General features: G+C 66.4%; 22 protein-coding genes. 16 read left to right on the top strand and 6 right to left on the bottom strand.

The annotated features are described in order from the left end of the window. Nucleotides 1–22 precede the first annotated feature (22 nt). Genes hemN through HMJ39_RS02880 form a run of 3 tightly spaced genes read left to right on the top strand, consistent with a single transcriptional unit; the run spans nucleotide 23 to nucleotide 3,175 of the window. Nucleotides 23–1,396 (top strand): oxygen-independent coproporphyrinogen III oxidase, encoded by a 1,374-nt coding sequence (gene hemN / locus HMJ39_RS02890; RefSeq protein WP_161385637.1) that lies wholly within the window; start codon nucleotides 23–25, stop codon nucleotides 1,394–1,396. 60 nt (nucleotides 1,397–1,456) lie between these two features. Next, nucleotides 1,457–2,239 carry a fumarate/nitrate reduction transcriptional regulator Fnr gene (gene fnr, locus HMJ39_RS02885; RefSeq protein ID WP_194296205.1) on the top strand — a complete coding sequence of 261 codons (783 nt, stop codon included), beginning with the start codon at nucleotides 1,457–1,459 and terminating at the stop codon, nucleotides 2,237–2,239. A 24-nt stretch (nucleotides 2,240–2,263) separates the two neighbouring features. Further along, entirely contained in the window at nucleotides 2,264–3,175 is a 912-nt protein-coding gene (locus HMJ39_RS02880) for a universal stress protein (protein ID WP_194296204.1), read from the top strand. 87 nt (nucleotides 3,176–3,262) lie between these two features. Here HMJ39_RS02880 and yaaA read toward each other — a convergent pair whose 3' ends face one another. Beyond that, the gene (yaaA, locus tag HMJ39_RS02875; RefSeq protein WP_194296203.1) at nucleotides 3,263–4,036 is read right to left on the bottom strand and encodes a peroxide stress protein YaaA; all 774 of its coding nucleotides are present in this window, start codon (nucleotides 4,034–4,036) and stop codon (nucleotides 3,263–3,265) included. Between the two features lie 109 nt (nucleotides 4,037–4,145). Here yaaA and HMJ39_RS02870 point away from each other — a divergent pair, with 109 nt between their 5' ends. Then, the gene (locus HMJ39_RS02870; RefSeq protein ID WP_194296202.1) at nucleotides 4,146–4,622 is read left to right on the top strand and encodes a hypothetical protein; all 477 of its coding nucleotides are present in this window, start codon (nucleotides 4,146–4,148) and stop codon (nucleotides 4,620–4,622) included. Between the two features lie 88 nt (nucleotides 4,623–4,710). Next, complete coding sequence (locus HMJ39_RS02865) at nucleotides 4,711–5,544, top strand: MBL fold metallo-hydrolase (RefSeq protein ID WP_194296201.1); 834 nt, start codon at nucleotides 4,711–4,713, stop codon at nucleotides 5,542–5,544. 164 nt (nucleotides 5,545–5,708) lie between these two features. On the opposite strand, the gene corA is transcribed toward HMJ39_RS02865, so the two are convergent. Then, a complete protein-coding gene (gene corA / locus HMJ39_RS02860; protein WP_161385643.1) occupies nucleotides 5,709–6,659 on the bottom strand; it encodes a magnesium/cobalt transporter CorA in 951 nt (316 codons plus the stop codon). Between the two features lie 58 nt (nucleotides 6,660–6,717). Here corA and HMJ39_RS02855 point away from each other — a divergent pair, with 58 nt between their 5' ends. After that, on the top strand, nucleotides 6,718–7,341 hold the full coding sequence (locus HMJ39_RS02855) for an alpha-ketoglutarate-dependent dioxygenase AlkB family protein (protein ID WP_194296200.1): 624 nt from the start codon (nucleotides 6,718–6,720) through the stop codon (nucleotides 7,339–7,341). Between the two features lie 203 nt (nucleotides 7,342–7,544). Here HMJ39_RS02855 and HMJ39_RS02850 read toward each other — a convergent pair whose 3' ends face one another. Next, entirely contained in the window at nucleotides 7,545–8,768 is a 1,224-nt protein-coding gene (locus HMJ39_RS02850; RefSeq protein ID WP_161385645.1) for a nucleoside recognition domain-containing protein, read from the bottom strand. Between the two features lie 142 nt (nucleotides 8,769–8,910). Here HMJ39_RS02850 and HMJ39_RS02845 point away from each other — a divergent pair, with 142 nt between their 5' ends. Further along, complete coding sequence (locus tag HMJ39_RS02845) at nucleotides 8,911–11,022, top strand: carboxy terminal-processing peptidase (RefSeq protein ID WP_194296199.1); 2,112 nt, start codon at nucleotides 8,911–8,913, stop codon at nucleotides 11,020–11,022. 15 nt (nucleotides 11,023–11,037) lie between these two features. Here HMJ39_RS02845 and HMJ39_RS02840 read toward each other — a convergent pair whose 3' ends face one another. Continuing rightward, complete coding sequence (locus HMJ39_RS02840; protein WP_194296198.1) at nucleotides 11,038–12,180, bottom strand: oxygenase MpaB family protein; 1,143 nt, start codon at nucleotides 12,178–12,180, stop codon at nucleotides 11,038–11,040. Between the two features lie 111 nt (nucleotides 12,181–12,291). Further along, on the bottom strand, nucleotides 12,292–13,089 hold the full coding sequence (locus HMJ39_RS02835) for an alpha/beta fold hydrolase (RefSeq protein WP_228462112.1): 798 nt from the start codon (nucleotides 13,087–13,089) through the stop codon (nucleotides 12,292–12,294). Between the two features lie 86 nt (nucleotides 13,090–13,175). On the opposite strand from HMJ39_RS02835, the gene HMJ39_RS02830 reads away from it, so the two are divergent. The 4 genes from HMJ39_RS02830 (at nucleotide 13,176) to HMJ39_RS02815 (ending at nucleotide 17,675) form a co-directional block, all read left to right on the top strand. Further along, the gene (locus HMJ39_RS02830) at nucleotides 13,176–14,606 is read left to right on the top strand and encodes an ABC1 kinase family protein (protein ID WP_194296197.1); all 1,431 of its coding nucleotides are present in this window, start codon (nucleotides 13,176–13,178) and stop codon (nucleotides 14,604–14,606) included. Between the two features lie 184 nt (nucleotides 14,607–14,790). Continuing rightward, nucleotides 14,791–16,014, top strand: coding sequence for a Re/Si-specific NAD(P)(+) transhydrogenase subunit alpha (locus HMJ39_RS02825; RefSeq protein ID WP_194296196.1), 1,224 nt, complete (start codon nucleotides 14,791–14,793; stop codon nucleotides 16,012–16,014). Next, nucleotides 16,014–16,289, top strand: coding sequence for an NAD(P) transhydrogenase subunit alpha (locus HMJ39_RS02820; RefSeq protein WP_161385650.1), 276 nt, complete (start codon nucleotides 16,014–16,016; stop codon nucleotides 16,287–16,289). Before HMJ39_RS02825 ends, HMJ39_RS02820 begins: the two co-directional genes overlap by 1 nt. A 3-nt stretch (nucleotides 16,290–16,292) precedes the next feature. Next, nucleotides 16,293–17,675 carry an NAD(P)(+) transhydrogenase (Re/Si-specific) subunit beta gene (locus tag HMJ39_RS02815; protein WP_194296195.1) on the top strand — a complete coding sequence of 461 codons (1,383 nt, stop codon included), beginning with the start codon at nucleotides 16,293–16,295 and terminating at the stop codon, nucleotides 17,673–17,675. Between the two features lie 63 nt (nucleotides 17,676–17,738). Here HMJ39_RS02815 and thpR read toward each other — a convergent pair whose 3' ends face one another. Next, nucleotides 17,739–18,248: an RNA 2',3'-cyclic phosphodiesterase gene (gene thpR / locus HMJ39_RS02810; RefSeq protein WP_194296194.1), complete on the bottom strand. Its 510-nt coding sequence runs from the start codon at nucleotides 18,246–18,248 to the stop codon at nucleotides 17,739–17,741. A 126-nt stretch (nucleotides 18,249–18,374) separates the two neighbouring features. On the opposite strand from thpR, the gene HMJ39_RS02805 reads away from it, so the two are divergent. The 5 genes from HMJ39_RS02805 to HMJ39_RS02785 all read left to right on the top strand — a co-directional run bounded on the left by HMJ39_RS02805 (nucleotide 18,375) and on the right by HMJ39_RS02785 (nucleotide 24,377). Next, a complete protein-coding gene (locus HMJ39_RS02805; RefSeq protein WP_323370814.1) occupies nucleotides 18,375–19,244 on the top strand; it encodes a DMT family transporter in 870 nt (289 codons plus the stop codon). 115 nt (nucleotides 19,245–19,359) lie between these two features. Then, the gene (locus tag HMJ39_RS02800) at nucleotides 19,360–20,304 is read left to right on the top strand and encodes an alpha/beta fold hydrolase (RefSeq protein WP_194296192.1); all 945 of its coding nucleotides are present in this window, start codon (nucleotides 19,360–19,362) and stop codon (nucleotides 20,302–20,304) included. Between the two features lie 52 nt (nucleotides 20,305–20,356). Beyond that, nucleotides 20,357–21,022, top strand: coding sequence for a class I SAM-dependent methyltransferase (locus HMJ39_RS02795; protein WP_161385654.1), 666 nt, complete (start codon nucleotides 20,357–20,359; stop codon nucleotides 21,020–21,022). A 267-nt stretch (nucleotides 21,023–21,289) separates the two neighbouring features. Beyond that, nucleotides 21,290–23,671, top strand: coding sequence for an endopeptidase La (gene lon / locus HMJ39_RS02790; RefSeq protein ID WP_194296191.1), 2,382 nt, complete (start codon nucleotides 21,290–21,292; stop codon nucleotides 23,669–23,671). Continuing rightward, complete coding sequence (locus HMJ39_RS02785) at nucleotides 23,655–24,377, top strand: pseudouridine synthase (protein WP_407645783.1); 723 nt, start codon at nucleotides 23,655–23,657, stop codon at nucleotides 24,375–24,377. The genes lon and HMJ39_RS02785 overlap by 17 nt, the downstream gene beginning before the upstream one ends. The last annotated feature ends 45 nt before the right edge of the window (nucleotides 24,378–24,422 follow it).

Here is a 24,422-nt window from a genome sequence, read left to right as displayed (position 1 = left end):
CCTGTTACCTGGAGCATCGCCAATGACCACCTGGAACCCGGATCTTATTCGCCGCTTTGGCGGGCCCGGGGCCCGCTATACCTCCTACCCGCCGGCCACCCAGTTCCATGAGGAACTGCGGGTCGAGGACGTGGAAACCGCCGTGGAAGCGGGAAACAGGGAGCGTCGCGACCTTTCCCTCTACTGCCACATCCCGTTCTGCGCCACGGTCTGCTACTACTGCGCCTGCAATCGCATCGTCACCGCCAACCGGCGCCGGGCGGTGGACTATCTCGCGCACCTGAAAACCGAACTGCGCCACAAAGCCTCTCTGGTGGCGCCGCAACGGCCGGTGGTGCAAATGCACTGGGGCGGCGGCACCCCCACCTTTCTCAACGACGCCCAGATCACCGAGCTGGTCTACGACCTGGCGCGCTATTTCCGGCTGCTGGAGGACGATCGCGGCGACTACGCCATGGAAATCGATCCGCGCACCGTGGACCGCTCCCGCCTGGGCCTGATCCGGGGCCTGGGCTTCAACCGTCTGAGCCTCGGGGTGCAGGATCTGGACCCGCGCGTGCAGCAGGCGGTCAATCGCGTGCAGCCGCTGGACATGATCCGCCGCGTGTTCGACGACGCCGCCGACTTCGGCTTCCACTCCATCAACGCGGACATGATCTATGGCCTGCCCTGGCAGAGTGAATCCAGCCTGGCCCGGTCCCTGGAGCAACTGATCGAGCTGCGGCCGGACCGCATCTCGATGTACAACTACGCGCACCTGCCGGCGCGTTTCAAGATTCAGCGCCAGATCGCCGAGCGCGCCCTGCCCAGCCCCTCCGAGAAGCTCGCCATGCAGGTGCGTGGCGGCGAGATGCTGCAACAGGCCGGCTACGAACTGATCGGCATGGACCACTTCGCCCTGCCCGACGATGAGATGGCCGTGGCCCGCCGCCAGGGCCGCCTGCATCGCAATTTTCAGGGCTACACCCTGCACGGCGACGCCGACCTGATCGGTTTCGGGGTGAGCAGCATCAGCGATCTCGGCGACGTCTACGCCCAGGCGCCGAAACGCCTGGAGGATTGGGAGGAGGCGGTGGCCGGGGGCCGCTGGCCCCTGGAACGTGGCTACAAGCTGAACCGGGACGACCGCCTGCGGCGCGCCGTGATCATGGGCCTGCTCTGCGACCTGCGGCTGGACCTGGCCGCCTTCCGCGAGCAATGGGGCGTGGATTTCACCGATTACTTCGCCGACAGCCTGGAACAACTGGGGGAATTCGAAAACCTGGGGCTGCTCTGCATGGAGGGCAGCGATCTGGTCATCACCGACGCCGGGCGTCTGGTGGCGCGGGCGCTGGTGCAGCCCTTCGACCGCTTCGCCGTCACCGGGCAGGGGGAACGTTTCAGCCGCATCATCTGAGGTCGGCCACCGCTTTTTTTGTGGCCGCCGACACTTGTTCAGCCCAAGAGGCCTTCTATAATGTCCTACGTAGCGACTTTGATAGCCACTGAGTCACCTTCCATACGCAGCCAACAAGGGGGCATCATGCCACGCACCGTTTCTTGCAACGACTGCAGCCTGAGCCCGATCTGTTTACCCCTGGCCGTGGCGCCCGCCCAACTCGACCAGCTTGATCAGATCATCCAACGCGGACGGCCGCTGAAACGCGGCGAGCACCTGTTCCGCGCCGCCGACGACTTCAACTCCGTGTACGCGGTCCGCTCCGGGGCGCTGAAGACCTATGTATTGTCCGACGAGGGCGAGGAGCAGGTCACCGGCTTCTACCTTCCCGGCGAGATCCTGGGCATGGACGGCATCAGCACCGCCCGCCACCTGTCCAACGCCAAGGCCCTGGAAACCTCCACCGTGTGCGAGATCCCGTTCCACCGCCTGGAGGATCTGTCGCAGAAAATTCCCAGCCTGCAGCACCACTTCTTCGGCCTGATGAGCAAGGAAATCCGCGCCGACCGGGAGCTGCACATGCTGCTCAGCAAGAAAAGCGCCGACGATCGCGTCGCCTCGCTGCTGCTGTCCCTGGCCACTCGCCAGCAACGCCGGGGGCTGAGCAACAAACGCTTCCGCCTGCCCATGTCGCGGTACGACATCGCCAACTACCTGGGCCTGGCGGTGGAAACCGTGAGCCGCATCTTTACCCGCTTCCAGCAGCAACAATTGCTGTGGGTGGACGGCCGCGAAGTGGAGATTCTCGATCGCCCGGCCCTGTGCGGCACCGGCAGCCACGATTCCGTGCAGGACGCCTGATTCCCGTTAGCAAGGACACCGACTATGAGCTCCAACAATGGCATTCTGGTTTTCCTCGACCGTGACCTGAAGGCCCCGCAGCCGGCCCTGGAAAAGGCGTTGCGCCTGGCCCGGGCCGCCGGCCAGCCCCTCACCGTGGCGGTCAACAGCGATTCGCCGGCGATGCGCCGGGCGGTGGGCTTCGACGACGCCCGCCGGGAAAGCGCCGAACGCCAGATCGCCAAGGCCTGGGAAAAGCGCATCGACGAGCTGGCCGGCGGCACCGCCGTCACCAAGCGCGTGGCGCCGCACCGCGATGCCGAGACCGCCCTGCGCGACACCGTGGTGGAATGCGCGCCGTCCCTGGTGGTGGTGCACACCAGCGAGGAAGGCACCCTCAAACGCCACCTGTTCACCCCCCGCGACTGGCTGCTGATCCGGCACGCGCCCTGCCCGGTGCTGTGCGTGCACTCCCAGCCCTGGGGCACGCCGCCGCGCTTCACCGCCGCGGTGGAACCGGAGGAAAAGCCCGGTGGCCTGGACGCCGCCGTGATCCACACCGCCCGCTACTGGAGCGAGCAGCTGCACGGTGAGCTGGAAGCGGTGCACGTGCTTGAGCACCCGGACGAAACCCTGCTGCTGGTGGCCGGCGAAGCGCTGCCCGAATACGCCGCCAGCGCCAACAGCATCCGCGAATACCACGAGAAAGCGCTGGCGGAATTCGCCAAGCGCGAGAACCTGCCGGAAGAGAAAACCACCCTGCTGGAAGGTCCGGTGACCCGCACCCTCACCGCTTACTGCGAGGAAGAAGGCGCGGATCTGCTGGTGGTGGGCACGGTACGCCGCAACACCGTGGAACGGCTGCTGCTGGGCGCCACCGCCGAATCCCTGCTGACCCGAACCGGCAACGACGTGCTGGTGGTGAAGCCCGAGGATTTCCAGAGCGACTGGAAGTGACGCTCCGCCATTGATCGCGACTGAAGTGGAAGCCGCCCAGTCGCTCCTACAAGACCACCGTAGGAGCGACTTCAGTCGCGATTGGTTTTACTGCTCCTCACGCCGGAACACCGGCTTGGCGTCGGTGGATGCCTGTGCATCATAGCGGTAGCCCGCTTCCTTGAATTTCCTCAGATCCTCCGGCTTGTCGATGCCCTCGCGCAGAATCCAGGCCGCCATCAGGCCGCGCGCCTTCTTGGCGTAGAAGCTGATCACCTTGTACTTGCCGTTCTTCTCGTCCTGGAACACCGGCTCGATCACCGGCCCGGGCAGGCGCTTGGGATGCACGGACTTGAAGTATTCGTTGGAAGCCAGGTTCACCAGCACCTCGGTGCCGACGGCCTTCATGTCCTTGACCAACTGGTCGGTGATGGTCTCGCCCCAGAACTGGTAGAGGTCCTTGCCCCGGGGGTTGTCCAGCCGGGTCCCCATTTCCAGGCGGTAGGGCTGCATCAGGTCCAGGGGACGCAGCACGCCATACAGGCCGCTGAGGATGCGCAGTTTCTTCTGCGCCGCCTGCAGGTCGTCGCGGTCGAAGCGGCCGATATCCAGGCCGGTGTAGACATCGCCCTTGAAGGCGAACACCGCCGGCCGGGCATTGCTCTTGTCGAACGGCCGCGACCACTGCGCGAACCGCTCCACGTTCAGGTGGGCGATCTTGTCGCTGACCTTCATCAGACTGGCCAGATCCGCCGGCGACAGCTGGCGGGCCCGGTCCACCAGTTCCGCGCTGTCGTCCAGCAGGCGCGGCTGGGTGGCGCGCAGGGACGGCAACGGCGATTCGTAATCCAGGGTTTTCGCCGGTGAAACAACGATCAGCATGGTGTTCTCCTTTACATGACGCGACACTGATTATAAGAAGACGTCACTCAGAAGAAACCTATGGGTCCGATCAATCGCGGCCCGAGCGACCGGGGAGTAACGATTAGCGATGCGTTTTTTGTTGATTCTGACCGTCACGGTGGCGGTGGTGGTGCTGCTCTGGGGCAGCTGGCAAGCGGGCCGGCGGCCCTTCTACCTGGCCCTGGCCGGGGTGCTCGTGGCCGGCACCCTGTTCGGCGCCGCCACCCTGTTCACCGACCAGGAGCGCCGCGCGCCGGCGGATCCGGAGACGGTCACCGCCGAGGTGAGCCAGGTGCACCGCACGGAAACCACCTACCGCCTCAGCGGTGACATCGCCAACCGGGGCGAGCACGCCGTGGCCCGGGTGCGGCTGGCGGTGGAGGCGCTGCGCTGCCCGCCGGCCACCGCCTGCCAGGTGCTCTACCAGCGCGAGGAAAGCGTCTCCATGCACATCCCCGCCAACGGCCGCTACCCGCTGGATTTGTCGGTGCCGCGCCCGGACCCGGACATCGAGGCGGACCGCTGGCGCCTGCGGGTGCTGCGCGTGGAGGTCTACGGCCGCTAGCGTTTCATTTTCGCGGGGCTGGCCAAGCGAAAACGAAATGGTCACAATGCCGGCTCCCCGAAGCACAGCAGCGGCTGTAGGAGAGATCATGGCAGCGCTCATTCCTGGCCAAGCCACCCCCATCGCGCCCCACGCCTGGCGGGTTCTGGGCCGCAACCCGGGAATGATGACCGGGCCCGGCACCAACAGCTATCTGGTCGGCGACCGGGCGCTCACCGCCATCGACCCGGGGCCCGAGGACGCCGAGCACACCCGCGCCCTGCTGCGCGCGGCGGAGCAACTGGGCCGCCCCATCGAGCGTATTCTGGTCACCCACACCCACCGGGATCACTCGCCCGGCGCCCGCGCCCTGGCCGAGGCCAGCGGCGCGGAAATGCTGGGCCCGTCGGTCCCCGACGACGGCCTTCAGGACGAAAGCTGGTCACCGGCGCGGCTGCTGGGCCACGGCGACACCGTGGATTGCGGCGGCGTCGCCCTGGAAGTGATCGCCACCCCGGGCCACGTGGGCAATCATCTCTGCTACCTGATGGTGGATCAGCGCCTGCTGTTCACCGGCGACCATCTGATCCAGGGTTCCACCGTGGTGATCGCCCCGCCGTCGGGCTCCATGGCGGATTACATGGCCTCCCTGGCGCTGCTGCGCGACTACCACATCGACACCATGGCCCCGGGCCACGGTGAACTGATCACCGAGCCCATGGCCACCGTGGACAAAACCCTGGCGCATCGTCGGGAACGGGAAAGAAAGGTGTTCGAGGCCCTGGACGAGACCCCGGTGACGGTGCAGGAACTGGTTACCCGGGTCTACGCCGACGTGCCCGATTTCCTGCACGGCGTCGCCTGCCTGTCCCTGGAAGCCCACCTGATCAAACTCCGCGACGAAGACCGCGTCAGCCACGAACACGGCAAATGGGCAGTCTGAACTTCAGTTGATAGTTGACAGTTGATAGTTAAAACACGCGGTTTCGGTCTCTTAATCCAGGCAGGCCGTGCCCGCGAAGTGGCGGCGCGGGCACGACTTTCGATGTGACGACAAGCCCGTCCGCGCTAACTGTCAACTATCAACTGTCAACTATCAACTGCCTTTCACAGCCAGCCCTTGCGCTTGAAGTACCAGTACGGGGCGATGCCGGACAGGATCATCAGGCCGATCACCATCGGGTAGCCGAACGCCCACTCCAGCTCCGGCATGACATCGAAGTTCATGCCGTAGATGCTGGCGATCATGGTGGGCGGCAGGAACACCACCGCGGCGATGGAAAAGATCTTGATGATCTGGTTCTGCTCGATGTTGATGAAGCCCTGGGTGGAGTCCATCAGGAAGTTTATCTTCTCGAACAGGAAGGTGGCGTGGGACATCAGGGTATCCAGGTCGTGCTGGATTTCCGAGCAGGTCCGGCGGCGGTCCTTGTCGGCGCGCACGTAGCGCTGAATGAAGGAGATCGAACGCTGGGTGTCCATCAGACACAGCCGCACCTTGCCGTTGCTGTCCTCCAGGTGCGCCAGCTTCTCGATGCCGTCCTCCAGTTCCGCCTCTTCATCCTCCAGCACCAGATAGCTCACGTCCTCCAGGTCCCGATGGATGTCCTCCAGGGTGTCCGCCAGGTTCTCGGTTTTCTGCTCCAGAATATTGAGCAGAATATCCAGCGGCTCCTGGACCCGCACCCAGCCGCGCCGCACGCGCAACCGCATAAGGCGGAAATCCGGCAGCCGGGAATCGCGGAAGGTGAGCAGGCGGCCGGGCTGCAGCACAAAGGCCACGGTGGCGGTGCGATGGCGGCCCTCCGCCTGATAGACGAACAGCGAGTGCACGTGCAGGCCGTGCTCGTCGTTGAAGAAACGCGCCGAGGACTCGATCTCCTCCACGTCGTCGGAGTCCGGCAGCGCCTGGCGGAACAGATGCTGCACCTGCTGGCGCTCCTCGTCGGTGGCGTCGACCATGTCGATCCAGCTCGCCGCGTCGGAGGTGGTGGGCGTCAGATCGGCCACGTCGCGCTCGCGGAGAACGCCGTTCTCGATGTCGTAGACGTGCAGCATGTTAGACTCCCGGAAACGATCGGATGACGTTGACAGCGGTTAGATAGAGCAGCACGTCATGAGTGTCAACTCCACCCTAGCATGCCCGCCCGCCTGGCCGGCCCCCACGGAGCTCGGCCATGGCGCTCGCCTGTGGCTTTTCACCGGGGTTCTCGGCGAACAAGCCACGCCACTGTTCCACACGCTTTGTAACGAATTGCCCTGGGAGTCTCCCACGGTACGTGTATTTGGCCGTGAACACCCGGTACCGCGCCGCACCTGCTGGCTGGCCGACACCGGCGTGCGCTACCGCTACTCCGGCCTGGCGCACCAAGGCCGCGGCTGGCCCGACGCCCTGGCGCCCCTGCGCGCGCGCCTCCGCGCCCTCACCGGCCGCGAGCCCAACGGCGTGCTCGCCAATCTCTACCGCGACGGCGACGACACCATGGGCTGGCACCGCGACAACGAACCGGAACTGGGCCCCGCGCCCTGGGTGCTCTCCTACAACCTGGGCGCCAGCCGCGACTTCGCCTTCCGCCGCCACGGCGAACACCGGCAATGCCACGCCCTGACCCTGCGCCACGACGACCTGCTGGTGATGTCCCCGGAAACCCAGCACTACTTCGAGCACGCCCTGCCCCGCCGCCGCCGCGTCCAGGCCCCCCGCCTCAACCTCACCTTCCGGGAAATCATCCCCCGCTAACTCCCCTACGAAGCCGCGGGTGACGCTACCTCGAAGCGTCTCGTCGTGGTCCCCCTTCCGGGACCCTGTCAAACAGGATGTTTGACCGGGAGCCCCCATGGACGGGTTCACGGCGTTCCCGGAAGGGGGACCACGACGAGACGCGGCCACGATGGAGATTCAACCGATCCATACCGCCCATCGCCGCTAGAAAAATACCGAGATCAACCGAAAAACAGATAACTCAACCCGATCGCCGCCACCAACCCGGCCACATCCGCCCCCAACCCACACCACAACGCGTACCGCATATCCCGAATCCCGACGCTGCCGAAATACACCGCCAGCACGTAGAAGGTGGTCTCCGTGGAGCCCTGCATCACCGCCGCCATCTTGCCGGCCAGGGAATCCACCCCCTGGCTCTGCATCACGTCCAGCATCGCCGCCCGCGCCCCGGAGCCGCTCAGCGGCTTGAGAATCGCCACCGGCAAGGCGTCCACGAAGCGGGTGTCCCAGCCCAGCGCCGCCGCCCCATGGCGGATGCCGTCGAGGAACAGTTCCAGGGCGCCGCTGGCGCGCAGCATGGCGATGGCGGCGAGCATCGCCACCAGGTAGGGAATCAGCTTCACCGCCAGATGGAAGCCCTCCTTGGCGCCCTCCACGAAGCAATCGTAGCTGTCCACCCGGGCCCGCCAGGCGGCCCAGAAAAAGGCGCCGATCACCGCCAGCAGAATGCCGTTGCCAATCAGCCCGGACAGGGTCGAACCGAGCGCCGGCGGCGCCAGCCAGATGCCCAGGGCGAGCAGACCGAGCAGCGCCAGCCAGGCCGCCGCCACGGTCAGCAGCAACGGATCGCGCAACGGAATGCGCTGCACCCGGGCGGTGAGCGCCACGCCCACGAAGGTGGACACGGTGGTGGCCATGAGCATGGGCAGATACACCGCCGCCGGGTCGGCGGCGCCCTGCTGGGCGCGGTAGAGCAGCACCGTCACCGGCACCAGGGTCACCGAGGAGGTATTGAGCACCAGGAACATGATCTGGCTGTCGGTGGCCCGGCGCGGTTCCGGGTTATGGGCCTGCAGGGCCTCCATGGCCTTCAGCCCCAGCGGGGTGGCGGCGTTGTCCAGGCCCAGCATGTTGGCGGCCAGGTTCATGGACACCGCCGCGCCGGCGCCCGGGTCACGGCGCAGGGAGGGCATCAGCCGCGCCAGCAGCGGCCGCACCGCGCCGGCCAGCCGGTCCGCCAGGCGGCTTTCCTCGGCGAGCCGGAACAGGCCGCTCCACAGAGCAAGCACGCCGATCAGCCCCAGGCTCACCTCCACCGCCAGATCAGCGGCTTCCCAGAGCGCCGCCACCACCCGGGCCGGGGCCTCCAGGTCCCCGGTCAGAAGCTGGCCCAGAGCGCCCAGAATGCCGATCAGAAAAAACCCGGTGAACAAACGATGCACGGCGGTCGCGATCCCATGGCTGGCAAAGGGCACAGTATGTCGCGGGTGGCGGCGCTTGCCTATGGCCACGCCCCCTGTGCGTGGCCGCCGATTCCCTTATACTGGGGCAAAATCTTTGATCCAAACACAACCGAGTTCGCCCATGTCCGTATTCCGAAAGCTGTTAGGCGTGTTTCTCGCGGCCCTGTTGCTGGGCGGCGCCCTCAAGGTGGGCGGCGACCTCAAGGCCGGGCCCGAGATCCAGGGAACGCTCAAGCCCGAGGCCGTGCACCGGGAAGCCGCCGAGGAAATCGTCGACCGGCTCGACCTGCACTATCGCCGGCTCAAGTTCGACGACGACCTGTCCGCCCGGGTGCTCGAACAGTACCTCAAGGACCTGGACCCCAACCGGCTGTACTTCACCCGCCAGGACATCGACGATTTCCAGGTCTACCGTGACCAGCTCGACGATCAGCTCGGCGACGGCGAACTGGAAGCGGGCTACACCATCTTCAACCGCTTCCAGACACGGCTGGAAGCGCGCCTGACGGAAATCCTGGCGGACATCGAGGCGGGCTTCGACGACTGGTCCTTCGACGGCGAGGAAGACGTGCTGGTGGACCGCGGCGAAGCGGACTGGGCCGCCGACGAAGCCGCCCTGGATGCGATCTGGCGCCGCCAGCTGAAGAACGCGGTGCTTTCCATGCGCCTCAACGGCACCGAGGACGAGGCCATCCAGGAGCGCCTCGCCAACCGCTATGAAAGCCAGCTCAACCGGGTGCGCCAGAACACCGCCGAGGACGTGTTCCAGACCTACATGAACGCCCTGGCGCAGTCCTTCGACCCGCACACCAATTACTTCACGCCGCACAATTCCGAGAACTTCGACATCAGCATGAGCCGTTCCCTGGAAGGCATCGGCGCGGTGCTGCAGTACGAGGACGGCTACACCAAGGTGGTGCGCCTGGTGCCCGGCGGCCCCGCCGCCAAGCACGGCCAGCTCAAGCCCGCCGACCGCATCGTGGCGGTGGCCCAGGGCGACGACGACATGGTCAACGTGATCGGCATGCGCCTGGACGAGGTGGTGGACATGATCCGCGGGCCCAAGGACTCCGAGGTGCGCCTGGAGGTGATTCCCGCCGGCAGCGCCAGCGAGCACGACACCCGCACCATCGCCATCACCCGCAACAAGGTGGTGCTCGAGGAACAGGCCGCCAAGAAGGAAGTGATCGAATTCGACCACGGCGGTGACACCGTCAAACTCGGCGTGATCGAGATTCCCGCCTTCTACATGGACTTCAACGCCTTCCACCGGGGCGATCCCAACTACACCAGCACCACCCGGGACGTGGCGGAGTTGCTGGTGGAGCTGCGCAAGGAAAACGTGGACGGCCTTGTGATCGACCTGCGCAACAACGGCGGCGGCTCCCTGCTGGAAGTGAACAAGCTGGTCAGCCTGTTCATCAACCGCGGCCCCACCGTGCAGGTGCGCGAGGCCGGCGGCCGCGTCAGCGTCGAGAACGATCAGTATCCCGGCATGCTCTACGCCGGCCCCATGGCGGTGCTGGTGAACCGTTACAGCGCCTCGGCCTCGGAGATTTTCGCCGGCGCCATGCAGGACTACGGCCGCGCCCTGATCGTCGGCGACCAGACCTACGGCAAGGGCACCGTGCAGACCCTGCTGGATCTGAACCACGGCAAGCTGAAGATGACCAACGCCAAGTTCTACCGGGTCTCCGGCTCCAGCAACCAGAACCTGGGCATCGTGCCGGACGTCAACATGCCGTCTCTGATCGACAAGGAAGAAGTAGGCGAAAGCAGCCTGCCCAACGCCATGCCCTGGGACGAGATCAAACCGGCGGACTACCAGCGCTACCAGGATCTGGTGCCGCTGCTGCCGGCGCTGCGCGAGCGCCACGACGAGCGCATCCAGAGCGACCCCGAGTTCGTCTACGTGGAGAAGCTGCGCGGGCTGCTGCGGCGCGCCAACGAGCGCCACGAACTGTCCCTGAACGCGGAGCGGCGCCAGGCCTGGCAGCACGATTTCGATGACCAGCGCCTGGCCATCGAGAACACCCTGCGCAAGCATCGCGGCGAGGAGCCCATCGACAAGATGGAGGACCTGCGCAAGCTGGAGGAGCAGCGCGCCCTGGATCCGGAGGCCAACGAGGAACCCATGGACGAGGACCCCTACCTGCGCGAAACCGGCCGTATCCTGGCCGACATGGTGGGCCTGCTGCGCGAGCAGCGGGTCGCCGGCAACAAGGACTCCTGAGACGACGGCCCTGGTTCAGGCCAGGGCCTTGAACCCCCAGCGGGCCGGATCACCGCCCAGCCCCACCTTGAGGGTGCGCCGGCCCAGGCCGTGATTGAAATCCTCCAGACGCCGCTTGGCCGGATCCGGAAGCAACCGCTGGCCGAGGCTGGCGGCGCCCAGGACGGTGCGCGCCAAACGCACCGCCGCCGCCGAGGACACCCGGCTGTGCAGGTTGAGGTCGTCCGCCATGGCGTCGCCGATCAGGAAGCGGCTGATCGCCACCAGTACGTCATAGGGCAAATGAAACGGCGGCTTGTTGCTCATGTCGCGCAGCAGCGCCTTGGCCAGCGCCTCGCTGTCGCCGGTGGGGTCGTAAAGATGGGAAGTGAGCTGTAGCGCCAGGACTTCCTGTTCCTCCAGGGTGGTGGTGAGCAGCGCCTCGTCCACGCCCAGCAAATAGCCGGCGTAGCGCCAGAAGTAGTGCATCGCCTCGTGTTCCTCGCGGCTGATGTACAAGCCCATCCGCTTGAGCCCGCGCACCACCATGTAGTCGAACTCCAGCACCGTGCCGGCCATGTCCTCCTGGTTGATGGGCCGGTCGTAGCGGGCTTCGTCCCAGTCGCCGCGCTCGGCCAGGAAGCGGCGCACCGCCGCGTGCAGCAGCCGCACCTCCATCACCGTGCGGTGCCCCAGCCCGCCGGGGCGCAGCCCCTCCGGGGCGGCGATGTTGTGCAGCATCTGGCCGGTCTCGTAGATGCGCCGGGACACGTCCTTCTGCAACCGCCCGGTGGCCACCAGCACCTGGGACGGCTTGTTATGGGCATAGCCCTCCACCAGGCTCGAGCACATCAGCACCAGCCCCTGCAGGGCGCCGTGGCGACGGTACATGCGCCGCCCCAGTTCCATGGTCTCGAAATCCACCCAGCCGGGCACCGTGAAGCAGTGATCCAGGAAGTCCTGGTACACCCCGCCCTCCTCCCGGGCCCGGCGCTCCACTTCGTCGAGCAGCCCGGAGGGCCGGCGGAACGGAATGTCCGCCAGGCAGCGATCCGCCAGCGGGTCCTGCACCCGGCGCCAGCTTTCCAGCCGGGCATGGGAATAGCGGTCGAACCAGATCTGCTCCCGGGGCGTGGCCGGGCCGGCCCGCAAACGGGCCAGTTCGGTGGGCGTGGCCATGATTGTTCTCCTGATACCGGAACCGCCTCGGAACCGGCGGGTTCTGTACACGCTAGAACCGACACCGGCGGCGGTCAAGGTCCGGCGCCCCCGGCTACCGGGGCGCATGCGTCAGCGCGGCGACGACGCCTGATCGTCCCGCCACCAGTCGCGCAGGGTGTCGGCCAGCCAGGCCGGGGCGTCCAGGGACAGATCGTGGCCGCCGTCCGGGTGCACCGCCAGGGACCGCCCCCAGGCCCGCGCCAGGGTCCGGGAACAGTCCGGGTGCACCAGGCGGTCGCCGGCGCCGTTGATTACCAGCACCGGCCGCGTCGGGGGCAGCGCCGGCGGCGCCCGGAAACGGGCCGCCGCCCACAGCTGGCGCACGGTATTGGCGGCGGACACCGGCCGCGCCCGATCCACCGCCAGGAAACGGCGGGCGATCTCGTCCCGGCGCGCCGGCGACAGATGGTTGGTGGTGATGTCGAGGATCATCCGCTCCCGGGCCAGGCGGTCGCGACCGAGCAGGCCCTGGCACAGAATGCGGCCGTAGTTGCGCGGGCGCAGCCGGCGCCAGAACGGGCTGAACGGCGCCGCGCTGGAGTTGATCAGAGCGGCGGCGGCGACCTGCTCCGGGTGGCGGCGCAACCAGTCCATCGCCACCATGCCGCCCAGGGACAGGGCCACCAGCCGCACCGGGCCCGCCACCTGCAGGGTCGCCAGCTGGTCCCGGGCCGCTTCCACCATGTCCGCCACCCGGGTCGGGCTGCGCCGCCGGTGCAGTACGCCGTTGCCGGGCAGGTCCAGAGCCAGCACCCGGTGGCCGTCGCCCAGGGCCGAGGCCAGCCGCTCGGCGAATCCCTCCCAATGGGCCTGCTCGCGGACCAGACCGCGCAGCAGAATCCAGGTGGTCTGCATATCGATCCCCATGTAGGTATTCCACGCTTCCCACGATAGAATGCGGGGGCGTTCGGGACCCCGCCGTCCCGCCCTGTTCATCGTTGGCGCGAGGCACTATGGCACGAAAGACCGTGAAACGGGTAAAAACCGGCTCCCTGGAACGCCGCTTCTCACTGGCCCGGGCCGGCATCCTGGCCGGCGCCCGTTACGCTACCACCAGCGCCGGCGGTCTGTTCACCAGCGCCGACAAGCGCGAGGCCCGGCGCCGCGAGAACCTGTCCGAACGGGCCCGGGAACTGGTCGACGAACTGGGCCAGCTGAAAGGCTCGGTGGTCAAGATCGGCCAGATGATGGCCCTGTTCGGCGAACACTTCCTGCCCGAGGAAGTCACCGCCGCCCTGCACACCCTGGAAAACAGCACCACCGCCCTGGAATGGCCGGCGGTGGAGAAGCACCTCAAACAACAGCTCGGCACCGTCAAACTCAGCGAACTGGACGTGGACCCGGAACCCCTGGGCGCCGCCAGCCTGGGGCAGGTGCACCGCGCCCGGCGCAAAAGCGACGGCCGCGAGCTGGTGCTCAAGATCCAGTACCCGGGCGTCGCCGACGCCATTGATTCCGACATGCGCGCGCTGGTGCGCCTGCTGAAGCTGAGCCGGCTGGTGCCGATCACCGAGCAGTTCAATCAATGGCTGGACGAGGTGCGCGCCATGCTCGGCCGCGAGGTGGACTACGATCTGGAGGCGCACACCACCCGCCACTTCCGCGAGGCGCTGCTGGACGATCCCCGTTTCGTGGTGCCGGAGGTGTTCGGCGACTACTCCACCCACAATATTCTTTGCCTGTCCTACGAAGAGGGCGTGCACATCAGCGATCCCTCGGTGACCGAACTGAGCCAGGAGCGGCGCAACTTCCTGGGCCGGGCGATCATGGAGCTGTGCTGCCGGGAAGTGTTCGAGTGGGACAAGATGCAGACCGACCCCAACTTCGGCAATTATCTGATGCGGGTGGCGGAGGACGGCCGCGACCAGATCGTGCTGCTGGATTTCGGCGCCATCCGTGATTTCGACGATGAGGTGCTGGGCCCGGGCCGGGAAATGATCCGCGCCGCCTGGTACCACGACACCGATCGCCTGGTGGGCGCCATGCGCGCCCTGGGCTTTCTCTCCGGCGACGTGCCCAAGCGCCTGCTGGACGACTTCGCGGCGCTGTGCTTCGAGGCCATCGAAGCCCTGCAGGACCCGGACCGCTTCCCGCCGCCGCCGTCGGTGGTCAACGAACGCGGTGAGTACCTGTGGGGGGAAAGCAACCTGCCCAACCGGGTCATGAACCGGGCCAGCCGCACCGCTCTGTCGGTGCATTTCGACGTGCCGCCCAAGGAATTCATCTTCCTGTTCCGGAAATTACTGGGGGCTTACACCTTTTTACATGTGATCAAGGCCCAGGTGCGCGGAAACACCATTCTGGAGCCTTTCGTGCACATGAGGGAGGAATCGGACCAGGCAATCGTTGCTCAAAAACTGAGCAAATCCACGGGAAATCAGTGATGTTTTCGCTCAATTATTGACCGTTTGTCCAGTGGAATGACATTTCTTATTTGCCAAGCTGGTCACTCCACAATAAGGTTAGCAGCCTGCTCGGCGGCCGGTTTGAATAAACCGGCCGTTTTTCGAGGTCCCGGAAAAAAATCCGTGACCGGTTTTATCGAACCATAAGATGGGGGTAACGCAGGTGATTATCGGTGTACCCAAGGAAATCTGCCCCGGCGAGGAACGGGTGGCTCTCACGCCCGCCAACGTCGGCGCACTTTTGAAGAAGCAAGGCGTCGAAATCCTGATCGAACGCGGCGCCGGCGAGGCGGCCGGCTTCACCGACGGCGAATATGAAAACGCCGGCGCGAAGCTCGTCGACAGGGACAACGTCTTTTCCAACGCTCAGGCTATCCTGCAAGTCCAGACTCCGGGTAGCAATACGACCAATGGCGATAAGGATCTGGACAACCTGAAAGCCGATCAGTTCCTGATTGGCATGACGGATCCGCTCGCCAACCCGCAATTCGCGCAAACCCTGGCGGAACACAAGGTGACCGGCATCGCTCTCGAGCTGATTCCGCGCATCACCCGGGCCCAGTCCATGGACGTGCTGTCGTCCATGGCCATGATCGCCGGCTACAAGTGCGTGCTGCTGGCGGCCAACGCCTCGCACCGCATGTTCCCGATGAACATGACCGCGGCGGGCACCCTGAACGCCTCCCGGGTGTTCGTGATGGGCGCCGGCGTGGCCGGCCTGCAGGCCTGTGCCACCGCCAAGCGTCTCGGCGCCATCGTCGAGGCCTACGACGTGCGCCCCGCCGCCCGGGAACAGATCCTCTCCGTGGGCGCCAAGCCCGTGGAACTGGACCTGGACACCGGCGAGGCGGAAGGCTCCGGCGGCTACGCCAAGGCCCAGGGCGAGGACTTCCTCAAGCGTCAGCGCGAGCTGATGACCGAGGTGATCAAGGAAATGGACGTGGTGGTCACCACCGCCGCCGTGCCCGGCGCCAAGAGCCCGATTCTGGTCACCGCCGACATGGTGAAGGCCATGAAACCCGGTTCCGTGATCGTCGATCTGGCGGCGGAACGGGGCGGTAACTGCGAGCTCACCAAACCCGGCGAGACCGTGGTGGAAAACGGCGTGCTGATCATCGGCCCCACCAACGTGCCCTCCTCCGTGCCTTTCCATGCCAGCCAGATGTTCGGCAAGAACATGGAAAACCTGCTTAATCTGCTGCTCGACGACAACGGCGACCTGCAGCTGGATTTCGAGGACCAGATCGTGGCCGACACCGTGATCAGCCACGGCGGCGACGTGCCCCAGGCGCGGCTGCGCGAAATGCTGGGCCTGCCGGAACTCAAGAAAGCCGAACCGGAAGCGTCCGACGACGCCGAAGGCGACCACGGCGAGGAGGACAAGTAATGGACTTCGTGGCACAGCTTACCCTCTTTGTACTGGCGATTTTCCTCGGTGTGGAACTGATCACCAAGGTACCGCCGACCCTGCACACCCCCTTGATGTCCGGCTCCAACGCGATCTCCGGCATTACCCTGGTGGGCGCCCTGATCGCCGCCGGCTCCGACGCCGGTCTGCTGATCAACGTGCTCGGCTTCATTGCCGTGGTGCTGGCGACCATCAACGTGATTGGCGGCTTCATGGTCACCAATCGCATGCTCGCGATGTTCAAGAGGAAGTAACCCATGCAGATTTCCGATAACTGGATTGATATCGCCTATCTGATCTCGGCCGTACTCTTCGTTCTTGGCATCAAGGGCCTGACCAAGCCGAAGACCGCCGTGCGCGGCAACATGCTGGCCGCCGCCGGCATGGGCGTGGCCTGCGTGGTCACCCTGCTGCACCGCGACATCGTCACCTATGAAATCATCATCGCCGGCGTCATCGTCGGCGGCGTGATCGGCGCCATCCTGGCCAAGAAAGTACAGATGACCGCCATGCCCCAGCTGGTGGCCCTGCTCAACGGCTTCGGCGGCGGCGCGTCCTTCGCCGTGGCGGCGGCGGAGTTCTTCCGCGGCGGGCACCCGGACATGGTGGGCATCATCGCCACCGGCGCGGCGGTGCTGATCGGCGCCGTCACCCTGACCGGCTCCTTCGTGGCGTTCGCCAAGCTGCAGGAACTGATCGGCGGCAAACCGATGGGTTTCCCCGGCATGAAGCTAGTCAACGCGCTGCTCCTGATCGGCTCCCTGGTGGCCATCGGTTACCTGGTGATGAACCCGGGCACGCCGCTCGTGTTCTGGGCGCTGGCCATCGCCGCCGCCATTCTCGGCGTGCTGCTGGTGCTGCCGATTGGCGGCGCCGACATGCCGGTGGTGATCGCGCTGCTCAACTCCTACTCCGGTATCGCCGCGTCCGCCGCCGGTTTCGTGATGGGCAACAGCGCCCTGATCGTCACCGGCTCCCTGGTGGGCGCCTCCGGTCTGATCCTTACGCAGATCATGTGCAAGGCCATGAACCGCTCCCTCACCAACGTGCTGTTCGGCGTGATGGCGGAAGCCGGCGAGGCCATGGATCAGGACGAGGTGTACGAAGGCAAGATCAAGTCCACCTCCGCCGAGGAAGTGGCCATGGTGCTGGAAACCGCCCAGCGCGTGGTGATCGTGCCCGGCTTTGGTCTGGCCATGGCGCAGGCCCAGCACGCGGTGCGCGAGCTGGCCGATACCATCGAGTCCCACGGCGGCGAGGTGGAGTACGCGATTCACCCGGTGGCGGGCCGCATGCCCGGTCACATGAACGTGCTGCTGGCGGAAGCGGAAGTGCCCTACGACAAGCTCAAGGACATGGACACCATCAACCCGACCTTCGAGCAGACCGACGTGGCCATCGTGCTGGGCGCCAACGACGTGACCAACCCGCTGGCCCGCGAGGACAAAGGCAGCCCGATTTACGGCATGCCGATCCTCAACGTGGACAAGGCCAAGACCGTGGTGGTGGTGAAGCGCTCCCTGAGCCCGGGCTTCGCCGGCTTGCCCAACCCGCTGTTCGCCAAGGACAACACCCTGATGTTGTTCGGCGACGGCAAGGGCGCCGTGGTGGACATCACCACCGCCCTCAAGGAAGGCTGATCGCCGCGATCACCCGACCCTGGAAAGCCCGGCCTCGCGCCGGGCTTTTTTTGTTGCGCCCCTTCAATCCTTTCCGATCGGCCAGCGCGCCAGAGCCCGGTAGCCGTCCTGTTCCGGCGGGCTTTGGTAGAACATCAACTCCCGCACCGGCAGGGTCCAGGGGCCCGGCACCGGGTTGGATTCCGCCGGCGCCGGCAGCCGTGCCAGGGTCACGTGGGGCAGGAAGCGACGTGTCTCCGCCTCCACGCCCGCGTCTTGCAGCACCCGCCATATCGACCCGTGCAAGGCCAGCAGGCGTGGCGCTCGTTCCGCCCGGGCGGCCAGGATGCGGCCGCCGGCGCGGGGGAACACGTCCACCGCTGGCAGCGTCAGGTCGAAGGCCGGCGTGGCGGCGGCGATGGCGGCCAGGGCCGGCCACAGCGATCGCGCCCAGCCGTGGGACCGTTCGCCGAGAAACGCCAGGGTCAGATGCAGGTCCGCCGCCGGCACCGCCCGGGCGCCCTCCGGCCACGGCCGGTCGCGCAGGGCCTGGCCCGGGTCGGCGGGCACCGGAATGCCGATGAAACAGCGCATGGCGGATGGCCTCCATGGTCAGGGCGGCGTGCCGGGGGTAGAATGCCGCCCCCGTCATTCGAGGTAGTGCATGAGCACGCAAGAACGCATCCTCCCGCAGTTTTCCGGCAAAGGCCAGCGGGCCCCGTGAGTGCCAGGAGTGCCGATGGCGCCGCCGACCGCCCGATCAAGGGCGCCCTGCTGCTGGTGCTCGGCGAGGGTTTGCTGGCGGTGATGGCGGCGATGATCAAGCATCTCTCCGACACCATGCCGGTGGAGGTGATCGTGTTCGGCCGCAACCTGCTCGGGCTCACGGTGCTGCTGCCGATCCTGGTGGCCAGCGGCGGCATCCGCGATCTGCGCACCGGGCATCTGGGCCTGCATTTCATTCGCGGCTTCACCGGCGTGTCCGCCATGTTCTGCTTCTTCTACACCATCGCCCACATCCCCCTGGCGGAAGCGGTGCTGGTGAAGATGACGGTGCCCTTCTTCCTGCCCCTGGTGGCCTGGCTGTGGCTGGGCGACCGTATCAGCGGCCACACCTGGCTGGCGATCCTGATCGGTTTCGTCGGCGTGGGCGTGATCCTGCAGGCGGACCGGGGCGCCGTGGACCCGGTGATGCTGGTGGCCCTGGCCGGCGCCATGATCATGAGCATCGCCAAGGTGAGCATCCGCCGCATGGCCGCCAGCGAGCCGCCGCACCGGGTGGTGTTTTATTTCTCCCTGTTCGCCACCCTGTTCTCCGCCCTGCTGCTGCTGCGTGTGCGCCAGTGGCCCAGCGCCGAGGAGGCACTGTGGATGCTCGGCATCGGCGCCGTGGCCATCGGCGGGCAGTTCGCCATGACCACCGCCTACCAGATCGCCCGCCCGGGCCAGGTGGGCGTCTACAACTACTCCGCGGTGGTGTGGGCGGCGCTGCTGGGCTGGGTGTTCTGGGGCGAGACCCTGATGCTAACCACGGTGATCGGCACCCTGCTGATCATCGGCGCCGGCATCTGGAACCTGAAGACCCGCTAGCGCCGTTCAGGCTTTACGCATTTTGACCTTTCCAGCGCTGCCCAGCGCCACGCCAATCAACTACGCTGACCTTTCCCCCAAGGAAGACCCAACCGGATAACAAAGGGAGAATTCCATGGCGTTACGCACGATTTTGCTGGTCGGCCTTCTGGCCCTGTTGGGCGGCTGCGACACCACCCGGCACTGGGCCTACGACCAGGGCATGGCGTTCGAGAAATGGCGCGCTGGCCTGGACGACCGGCGCGTGGAGACCGAGGACGGGCTGAACTGGCATGTGCTCACCAGCGATGGAGATCGGGACGCGCCGGTGGTGGTGCTGATCCACGGTTTCGGCGCCGACGCCCGCAACTGGGTGCACTTCGCCAATGAAGTGGAAGGCGACTACTACTTGGTGGTGCCGGACCTGCCCGGCCACGGCCAGACCACGCCGCGCACCACCGACATGGACTACGACATCAGCACCCAGGCGGAGCGGCTGTTCACCCTGCTCGACACCCTGGACGTGGATCGTTTCCACGTGGCCGGCAACTCCATGGGCGGCGCCATCGCCATCGAGATGGCCCGCCGCCAGCCGGACCGGCTGCTGTCCCTGGGGCTGGTGGACTCCGCCGGGCTCACCCTGCAGACCGCCGAGTTTCTCAATTTCCTGGAACAATCCGAGGGCAACCCGCTGATCCCGCACAGCGCCGAGCAATTCCACACCACCCTGGACTGGGCCTCGGAGCGCTCCGTCGGCATTCCGGATTTCGCCATCACGCTGATGGGCGAGGAAAAAGCCGCCAACGCGGACGTGGCGGAAAAGGTCTGGCGGGACATCAATCTGGACCCGGCCATGCGGCTCATGGGCCGTGGCGTGCTGCCGGAAATCAAAACACCGACCCTGATCCTGTGGGGGCGCGAGGACCGTCTGCTCAGCCTGGACAACGTCAAACGCTTCCAGCAGGAGCTGCCCAACAGCCGGGCGGTGGTGCTGGACGGGGTCGGCCATGTACCCATGGCGGAAGCGCCGGAAGAAAGCGCCGCCGCCTTTCGCGGTTTCTGGAACGACGTCCAGCCTTGATCCCCGACGCCGGCGCCCTTAATGTCGTTGCTTTTCCAAGGCGCCGGCTTCCATGACCCAAGACCCTTCCGAGATCGAGATTCCGCGCATCCGCCGCGGCGAACCCCACACCGTCCAGACCCGGGGCCTGACCCTGCTGCGCAGCGGCCACCGAGCGGTGCGCCGTCTCAAGCGCGAGCATGAGCCGTCCATCCACGGCAACAAGGTGTGGAACTCCAGCTTCCTGATCATGGACGAACTGACCCGCCGCCAACGGGCCGGCGAGATCGGCCCGGGCAGCCACCTCATGGACATCGGCTGCGGCTGGGGCCCGCTGGCGATCTTCGCCGCCAAGCGGCTCGGCTGCCGGGTCACCGCCGTGGACGCGGACGCCGATGTGTTCCCCTACCTGGCCCTGCACGCGGCCATCAACAAGGTGGAGGTGGAGACCCTGCGCTGCCGCTTCGAGCGCCTTACCAAGCAACGCCTGAATGGCGTGGACGTGATCACCGGCGCCGACATCTGTTTCTGGGACGAACTCACTCCGGTGCTGTTCAACCTGATCCGCCGTGCCCTGGGCCAGGGCGTGAAGCGGGTGATCATCGCCGACCCGGGCCGTTCCCCCTTCTATGAACTGGCGGAACGCTGCGAAGCGCGCTTCAACGCCCGGGTGGTGGAGCGCCGCACGCAAACACCCCGCTCGCTGAGCGCCGACCTGCTGATCGTCGAAAGCGACTGAAGTCGCTCCTACCACGCCCGGAAGCTAGGGAGCCGCGCGTGACGCTACCTCGGAGCTTCTCGGTGTGGGCCCCTTTCCGGGACCCTGTCAAACAGGATGTTTGACCGGGAGCCCCCAGGGATGGGTTCACGGCGTTCCCGGAAAGGGGCCCACACCGAGAAGCGGCCCGGATGGAGGGTTCGGGCACGATGAGCCATTGAAAACCCGTGGGGCGGCGCCATCTTTTGAGCATTCGTTTTCCGTGATGCTTGTCAGCGAGTCGATTCAATGAGTCAGGACGATAATCAGACCACCGTCGAACAGGGTACGCCGCAAGGCGCCCTCGCCCTCCCCGATCAAACCCTGCCGCAACGGGTCTATCTGATTCCGGTACGCGAGCGCCCCTTCATGCCGGGCCTGGTGCAGCCGCTGCTGCTCGACGCCGAACAGTGGCGCGCCACCCTGGAGCGGGTCGGCCAGACCCCGCACCACGCCCTGGGCCTGGTGTACGTAGGCGACCGCGACCCGGACGAAGTGGAGCCGGACCAGTTTCCCCAGTACGGTTGCCTGGTGAAGATCCACGCCGTGAACGGCGAGGACAACCAGCTTCAGGTGGTGGCCCAGGGCCTGGCGCGCTTCCGCGTGGAAGGTTTCCTGAGCCGCAAGCGCCCGTTCATGGCGGAGGTCAGCTACCCGGAACCCCGTGACGAGCTGGACGAGGGCCTGCGCGCCTACGCCATGGCGATCATCAATACCATCAAGGAGCTGCTGCCGCTCAACCCGCTCTACAACGAGGGGCTCAAGCACTATCTGCAGAACTTCTCGCCCCGGGACCCGTCGCCGCTCACCGACTTCGCCGCCTCCCTGACCAGCGCCAGCGGCGATGAGCTGCAGGAAATCCTGGAGACCGTGCCGCTACGCGCGCGCATGGAGCGGGTGCTCACCCTGGTGAAGAAGGAAGTGGAAGTGGCGCGGCTGCAGAATCAGTTGCGCGAGGAGGTCAACGAGAAGATCTCCAAGCACCAGCGGGAATTCTTCCTCAAGGAACAGCTCAAGGTGATCCAGCGCGAGCTGGGCCTGGAAAAGGACGACCGCACCGCCGACGCCGATGAATTCCGCGAGCGCATGGAGGCGCTGTCCCCGCCGGAGCCGGTGAAGAAACGCTTCGAGGAAGAGCTGCGCAAGTTCAGCGTGCTGGAATCCGGTTCGCCGGAATACGCGGTGACGCGCAATTACCTGGACTGGCTCACCAGCGTGCCCTGGGGCGTCTACTCCGACGACAACCTGAACCTGGAGCACGCCCGCGACGTGCTGGAGGAACACCACAGCGGCCTCACCGACGTGAAGGATCGCATCATCGAGTTTCTCGCCGTGGGCGCCATGCGCGGCGAGGTGAAGGGTTCCATCCTGCTGCTGGTGGGCCCGCCCGGCGTCGGCAAGAGCAGCATCGGCCGCTCCATCGCCGAGGCCCTGGGCCGCGAGTTCTACCGGCTCAGCCTGGGCGGCATGCGCGACGAGGCGGAGATCAAGGGCCACCGGCGCACCTACATCGGCGCCATGCCCGGCAAGCTCACCCAGGCGCTCAAGGATACCGGCAGCGCCAACCCGGTGATCATGCTCGACGAGATCGACAAGCTCGGCCAGTCGTTCCAGGGCGACCCGGCCTCCGCCTTGCTGGAGGTGTTGGACCCGGAACAGAACCAGGATTTCCTGGATCACTATCTGGACCAGCGTCTGGATCTGAGCCACTGCCTGTTCGTGTGCACCGCCAACACCCTGGATTCCATCCCCGGCCCGTTGCTCGACCGCATGGAAACCATCCGTCTGAGCGGCTACATCACCGAGGAAAAGGTGGCCATCGCCCGGCAGCACCTGTGGCCCCGGGCCCTGGAACGGGCCGGCGTAAAACCGGCCCAGCTGAAAATCAGCGACTCCGCCCTGCGCCAGATCGCGGAGGGCTACGCCCGGGAAGCCGGCGTGCGCAACCTGGAGAAACAGCTCAACAAGATCATCCGCAAGGCGGCGGTACGGCTGCTTTCCGGCGAGAAGCGCATCAGCGTGTCCGGCAAGAATCTGGAGGAATTCCTGGGCCAGCCCTATTTCCAGAAAGAGAAAGCCCAGCGCGGCGTGGGCGTGGTCACCGGCCTGGCCTGGACCGCCATGGGCGGCGCCACCCTGTCCATCGAGGCCACCCAGGTGCACGCCCAGCAGCGCGGCTTCAAGCAGACCGGCCAGCTCGGCGAGGTGATGAAGGAATCCGCGGAGATCGCCTACAGCTACGTGGCCAGCCACCTGCCCACGTTCGGCGGCAGCGCCGACTGGTTCGATGAATCCTTCGTGCACCTGCACGTGCCCGAGGGGGCCACGCCCAAGGACGGCCCCAGCGCCGGCGTCACCATGGCCACCGCCCTGGTGTCCCTGGCCACCGGCAAGCGTCTACCGCGCAAGCTGGCGATGACCGGCGAGCTCACCCTCACCGGCCAGGTGCTGGCCGTGGGCGGCATTCGCGAGAAGGTGATCGCGGCGCGCCGCGCCGGCATCCGCGAGCTGATTCTGCCCAAGGCCTGCGAGCGCGATTACACGGAATTGCCGGACTACCTGAAGAAAGGCATGACCGTGCATTTCGCGGAACGCTACCAGGACGTGCACGACGTTGTCTGGGGACGGTGAACGGGACCCGGGCGGGGGGCCACGCCGCCCTACCCGCGCGGAGCAGCCGGCGCGTTACATCGTGCCGGAGTGCCAGGAGCCGGTTACCGAGCTGTACCGGGACGCCCATATCCTGGTGGTGAACAAACCGCCGTTCCTGCTCAGCGTGCCCGGGCGCGCGCCGGAAAACCGGGATTGCGTCACCGCCCGGCTCAAACGGCGCGACCCGGAGCTGCGTCTGGTGCACCGCCTGGACCTGGATACCTCCGGCGTCATGGTGTTCGCCCTGTCACGGGCGGCGCAAAGCGGTCTGAGCCGCGCTTTCCAGCAACGCCGCGTCGCCAAGGCCTATCAGGCGGTGGTGCAGGGGCTGGTGCGTGGGGAGGAAGGCGAGATCGACCTGCCGCTGTGCCCGGACTGGCCCAACCGGCCACTACAGAAAGTCTGTTTCGAGACCGGCAAGCCGGCGCTCACCCGCTGGCGGGTGCTGGCGCGCGATGCGGCGCGGGAACGCACCCGGTTGCGGCTGATGCCGGTCACCGGCCGCAGCCACCAGTTGCGTATTCACTGCCGGGAAATCGGCCACCCGATTCTGGGCTGCGACCTGTACGCGCCGCCGGAGGTGCTGGGACGCAGCGACCGGCTGCTGCTGCACGCCGAGACGCTGGCGTTCAACCATCCGATCACCGGTTTATGGAGCGAATTCCATTCGCCGGTGCCGTTCTGAAGGCGATCGCGATCCGGAATTGCCGTAGGAGCGACTTCAGTCGCG

Source organism: Alloalcanivorax profundimaris, from assembly GCF_015265435.1.
Taxonomy (GTDB): Bacteria; Pseudomonadota; Gammaproteobacteria; order Pseudomonadales; family Alcanivoracaceae; genus Alloalcanivorax; species Alloalcanivorax profundimaris.
This window is presented reverse-complemented; position numbering and strand designations above follow the sequence as displayed.